The organism is Allobosea sp. 05T439 (genome assembly GCF_056396005.1).
On sequence record NZ_JBFTKP010000161.1, the window covers coordinates 1 to 416 of the forward strand.

Annotated in this window: 1 protein-coding gene; it reads left to right on the plus strand. The window is 71.4% G+C overall.

Annotated elements, in window-relative coordinates:
* Window positions 1-27 precede the first annotated feature (27 nt).
* A partial coding sequence (locus tag AC1DIO_RS35540; RefSeq protein ID WP_441509264.1) for an autotransporter outer membrane beta-barrel domain-containing protein occupies window positions 28-416 on the plus strand: 389 nt, incomplete at its 3' end.

A 416-nucleotide genomic window follows, 5' to 3' on the forward strand; every position in this document is an offset into this window, starting at 1 on the left:
ACAACTCTGCCGGCGCCGCGCCTCGCCATGGAACGCTTCACGCTTTGGGGTGAGGCGATCGGAGCGCAGGGACGCACGGACGGGGACCGCAACGCGGCTTCGCTCGACCGGCGCGGCGGTGGCATGCTGTTCGGCGCCGAGCTCAACTCCGGCTGGAGCGGCGACGGGCACTGGCGCCTCGGCCTTGCCGGCGGCTATACGCGGAGCGATTTCGATGTCGATGGGCGCCGCTCGAGTGGAGAACTGGGCAGCGCCCATGGCGCGCTCTATGGCGGCATGCGTTTCGGGGCGGTCTCGCTGCGGGCCGGCGCGGCCTATGCGTGGAGTGATCTCGACGTGACCCGCCGGGTGACACTGCCCGGGATCTCCGATGTGCTGCGCTTCGATGGCCGCAGCGCGACCGCCCAGGCCTTCGC